At 62.8% G+C, this 5,062-nt stretch carries 4 protein-coding genes; all 4 read right to left on the minus strand.

The window, feature by feature from the left end:
- Window positions 1–23: 23 nt before the first annotated feature.
- The 4 genes from NZM16_RS04615 to truD all read right to left on the minus strand — a co-directional run bounded on the left by NZM16_RS04615 (window position 24) and on the right by truD (window position 4,939).
- Complete coding sequence (locus NZM16_RS04615; protein ID WP_295478909.1) at window positions 24–908, minus strand: cytochrome c; 885 nt, start codon at window positions 906–908, stop codon at window positions 24–26.
- Window positions 909–1,037: 129 nt separating this feature from the next.
- Window positions 1,038–2,726, minus strand: coding sequence for a cytochrome b N-terminal domain-containing protein (locus NZM16_RS04620; protein ID WP_295478912.1), 1,689 nt, complete (start codon window positions 2,724–2,726; stop codon window positions 1,038–1,040).
- 17 nt (window positions 2,727–2,743) lie between these two features.
- Window positions 2,744–3,313: a ubiquinol-cytochrome c reductase iron-sulfur subunit gene (locus NZM16_RS04625; protein ID WP_295478915.1), complete on the minus strand. Its 570-nt coding sequence runs from the start codon at window positions 3,311–3,313 to the stop codon at window positions 2,744–2,746.
- 489 nt (window positions 3,314–3,802) lie between these two features.
- Window positions 3,803–4,939, minus strand: coding sequence for a tRNA pseudouridine(13) synthase TruD (gene truD, locus NZM16_RS04630; RefSeq protein ID WP_295478918.1), 1,137 nt, complete (start codon window positions 4,937–4,939; stop codon window positions 3,803–3,805).
- Window positions 4,940–5,062 lie beyond the last annotated feature (123 nt).

The following is a 5,062-nucleotide window of genomic DNA, read 5'->3' on the forward strand; positions in this document are numbered from 1 at the left end:
CGCCCCATTTCAGCTTGACCTGCTTACTTGAGCGTCATCAGGAAAGCGATTAGATCCGCCAGATCCTGCGCGGACATCTGATTGCCGAGGTTCGCAGGCATCTTGGAGACCCCCGGTGCGGCCGCGTAGCGCTCTGGCTCCACAATGTAAGCATTAGGCTGCTGGATCGACTCGCGGATGTATTCCTCAGGGGTCTTCGCCTGCCCTTTGTAATCGGGGGACTGAATGATCTGAGCAGCCACGGTGGCGATGCCCGCCATTGACGGCCCGACGATCACTACGCCGGGCTCCAGGCTGTGACAGGCCTTGCAGGAGGCAGGCAGCCCGCTGGCCTGCTTGATCTCCTGGTTCCATAGGGCCTCGCCGCGTTTCGGATCCCCAGGCGGCAGCGGCTTCGTGAGATCCGAACCCACCGCCTCAAAGGCCGGCGTGGGGGTGGGCATGGCCGCTCCGGTCTGCCAGTTCAAGATGAACTCCACCAGGTTCTCGATCTGATCCGGCCGCAGTGGCCCGCCGAAATCCTGAGACCAGGTGGGCATGACCTCAGCGTAGACTTCGTCGGGACGGTAGGTCGTGCGGATCGGCCGGCCCGCGGCGATGTTCAGCTTGATGAAGTTGCGCAGGGAATTGGCATAGTTCTGGGTCCGCTTCAGCTCCTCATAGTGCTGGAACACGCCGGGGTTCAGATCCGGGCCCTTTCCGGGCACTCCTTCCCCGTTGGGCCCGTGGCAGGTGGCACAGTATTGCTCATACAGCAGGGCGCCGTTTTCGATCGCCTTCCCCTTATGCATGGCCTCGTAGCGGGCCATGCGCTGCTCTTCCGTGAGCCAGACCATCCCCACGGTGATCACTGTGGCCAGCGTAAAAACCGTTGCGCCGATGATCCGGCGGGTTGCCAGGTCGAACATGGACTTCCTCCGGCGGTTCAACGAATCGAATCGGGTCCAGACCGCTGACATACAGAGACAGAGGCGGCAAGGCAAGCCTCCCCAGCCCTGCTCACTCGCCCCCGCCCCTGTTCGGATCTTTGCGTCCTTTTACTCGTGCGCGCTATCCCGATGGATATAGATCGCCTGCTTAGTCTGCTGGAAGACCGGGTTGCCCTGAGCATCGCGGACTGGCTGATGGTGCTCATCCAGCTGGAGCCAGCGGATATCGATCTCGAAGCGCTTCAGGTCGGCCTGGACCTGGTCGATGCGCACGATGGCATAGCCCTCAGGCAAATGGGGATCCCGCTCGATCCGACGCTTGAGGGCCTCCAGCACCTGGGCCAGCTTCGGCGCGTCCGCAGACACCTGCAGGTTGCGCGTGTCATACGTCCCCGGCACCAGTTGCTCATAAGGGATCGTCCGCACCTTCCCCTCCCCGAACATCGGGTCCGGGTTTAAGGGGATGAACTCTTGCATGACCTCCACATCTGCAGAGGCAGTCACGGCAAAGGCTGGAGTCCCCATATAAGTCAGCAGGGTCCAAGCGGCCACCCCGACCAGGCCGGCTACCAGGGCCTTGCGTCGATGGTTGTAGCGTCGGCTGATGTTAAAGTCCAGATAGGGCATGATCAACAGAAAGAGCAGGATCAGCGCGGGCAGGATCACACCCATGAACACCTTGCTGTTGTAGATCGTGGAAGGCGGCTGGGGGAGACCCAGCCGGTCCAGGGCCAGCAGGAAGGGATCCTTCAGCAGACCCTGAAGCCACAGGAAATACCAAGGCGCGGTGGTGTGCAGCGGCGTGTTCAGGGGATCCGCATGCTGCTCCAGCGGCGCGTTATAGAAGAAGGCTGCCCCGATCACCAGGAAGGCGATCAAGCCGATGCCCCACAGAGCCTCCTGGATGGCGATGTCCGGGATATAGGGCACCCGCTTCTCCGGGGGGACCTTGCGGGCGGTATCGTCGCCCACGGCCTCCATCTCCGGGGGCAGGGAGAGCCCGTGGCGGACCACCTTATAGTAGTGCACGAAGAACACAAAGAAGAGGAGAAGCGGCAGGAAGATCACGTGGAGCAGGTAGAAGCGCAACAACCCAGCCGCTCCGATATCCGGCGCCCCACGCAGGATCAGGTTGACGATCCGCCCCAGGGCCGGCGGCGGCGTAGCCTCGGCCATGCTGGTCCCGATGGTCACCGCCCAGTAAGAGAGCTGGTCCCACGGCAGCAGATACCCGCTGAACGAAAGGAAGAGGGTGAGGACCAGCAGGATCACCCCGGTGGCCCAGGTGAACTGGCGGGGCCGCTTGTAGGAGGCGGTGAAGAAGGTGCGTAGCATATGCAGCATCACCGCCACCACCATCGCCTCCGCCCCCAGCCGGTGGATATCCCGCATCAGCTGGCCGAAGGGGACGTTGTTCAGGATCCGGAGCATGTTCTCGTAGGCCACCAGGGGCGAGGGCGTGTAGAAGATCATCAGGAAAATGCCGGTGATGGTCTCGACTAGGAAAAGGTAAAAGCTCAACAACCCCAAGCGGAAGGTGGGGTACAGACGGGTCACCGCCTCATGATAAAACGAGGGCTTGATGTGCAGGATGAACCCCTCCGTATGAGGCTTGACCCGGGGGTTCGGCCGGGGCGGGGGCTCGCCCCGGAGGATATTACGCACCTCGGTGAGCGGGATGCCTGCCGTCACCCGGGTGACCAGCTCATCCAGGTGCATAAAGATCACCCGGCGCCATCCATACTGTTGCACCTCTTTCTGTAACGTGGGGATCGGTTCAGGCCATCGCAACGCCATTCGATCGCCTCCTGCCATTATGCTCGCGGCTTCTGGGCTGGCTTGCCCTCGATCTTATTCCCCGTGTCCACCTCGATGAGCAGGTTGGGATCGGGCACGGGCAGGGGATCTCCTCGCGAATCCGTCTGAGCAACCACCCGACCAGTGGAATCCTTCAGATAGATCACAAAGCGGTCCAGATCCCGCGGAGCCGGCCCTTCAATATAGGTGCCGTCCAGCTGGAACTTGGAGCCGTGGCACGGACACTCAAAACGGAAATTGCTAGGCACCCACTTGTAGAGGCAACCCAGATGGGTGCAGACCTTATAGATGGCCAGGATCCCTTTCTCGGTGTTGACCAGCCAGATCTTGGCCTCGGGGAACTCCTTCGGGCCCTCCCCCACTTTGGGCAGCACTTCGCCTGCCCGGCCAAAGGGGAAAATCCCTCCGAACTCGCCGACCTTGAAGCGGGGCAGGGCAAAGAGGACGCTCACCCCACCCAGCTCCACCATAAAGAGGGCCATGGAGGCCGCCCAGATGTAAGTTAAAAACTCCCGCCGGGTGATGCCCGGCGCCGCCGCCGTCGGGATCGCCTGCACCTCTGCCATCCTTCCCTCCCGTTGGTCTTCCACTCGGATTAAGAAACGCCACGAGCAACTTCCCAGCTCTCCTGGGGGGTTAGGGATCGGGACGCCGCTTTTGGCGGCCCTGCCTACTCCCCGATTCGCCGTTGGGAACCGGTCGGACGAGGTGGAATGGCCCCACCCCTCTGGATCTTCCCACCCCACGGCCCCTTTTCCCCCAGAGAAAGCGAACGGCGCAACTTCTTAACTCCAGATCGTGGGGGCCGCAATTTGCCGGGAATCGTGGACGGGGCCGCCGGGGGCGGCCCCGCCTGCATCAGGATCTTTAGGCGGATTCTTGCTAACTATAGCACAAGGCCGAAGAGGACGTCAATCACTGGGACAAAAAAATCCGAAGCCATTCTCCAATTAGGGCGTATACAGAGGCGTATACTGAGGGGTCCAGTCCGGTGTGGAGAGAGTCTCCTTCTGGCCCGCAGGGTCCCGATGAACACTGCCCCGAAGGGCCGGGCCTCAAACGCTCCGGATCCATGCCGCCAACACCTTCAGCAGCAGTGTTCCATAACTCCCGGGCGGCAACTCAAAAACCAGGGTGGCCTCCCGCCTTTCCGGCCAAAGATCTCGAAGGTCCATGGCCCGCGGCCGGCACCAGACCGGCCGCCGCGTCGGGGAGGGCGCGTCCTCCAGCAACGCTCCCCGCCGGAAATGAAAGATCGTTAGCCCCTCCTCCCGCAGCGCGGAGGCCATGGCCTCGGACCAGGGGGATTCATACTGGGCCCGCCGATGGGGCAGCATCACAAGGTCTTCCATACCCGGGGGCGGCTCCAGAGGCACCGGGAAGCGCTCTCCTCGAATCTCAATCTCGTAATGAGGAAGTGAGTTCCATATCCGGCGGAGGGCGTCGTTCCAGATCCAGGCGCGATAGGCATCCACCCACAGCGTCCGCAGGCGCGCGGGGATCCGCCGCACAGCCCCCTGCCAGTCCACCGGATGATCCTTCAGGAAAGTGAGCACGCTCCGATAATTCGAGGGACGGGGCGCCCGTTCATACATCGCAGCCCAATTCCCCCACCAGGCCCGTGCTTCGGCCTTGAAGGCCCGGGCTTCCGGCGGATCGCCGATCATCGGGGTGGTGAGGTAGATCCGAAGCACCTCTTCCGCCTGGCCCAGGAGAAGGGGCCGGCCGATGAAGCCGGCTTCCGAGCTCCACGATCCGAAGCGCTGATCGTCGAAATAATTGGGGAAACCCCGGAGGATGAGGGTGGCTACCGCCACTGGCAGCCGCTCGATCTCCAGATCGTCCAGCTCCCGCAGCCGCACAATGAACCGATTGCCTTGCAGGTCGCTGGGGCGTAGCGGGCGGTCCGCCTCGCCAACGCGAACCGCTTCGAAGCCGCGGCCTCGAATCCGCGCCGGCCCCCTGCCCCGAACGGCGGCCATCTGAACGGCGATGGCCTCCCGATCTTTCAGAGCCGGGAAGGTCACCGCCCGCTGGGGCACCCCCAGCCGCGCGGCCAGCTCCGCCTGGACCTCCAGGGTCGTTCGCTCCCGCTTGCACACCCGATAAAGGGCATATGGACCCCGGGAACGAAGCGGGAGCTGCACGATTTCCTCAACCCGAAAATCCTCAGGACGAACTTTCCAGCGCACACCCGTTTCGCTTTCAGCGACCTTGTCCGGAATAATGTTGGGAGCCGGTCGTATGAGGCGAAATGGCCCCGCCCCCTATCCCCCTTGAGGAAAAGAGGCTTTCTCTCCCCTCCCCGCGGCCCG

Source organism: Thermoflexus sp. (assembly GCF_025055495.1).
GTDB lineage: Bacteria > Chloroflexota > Anaerolineae > Thermoflexales > Thermoflexaceae > Thermoflexus.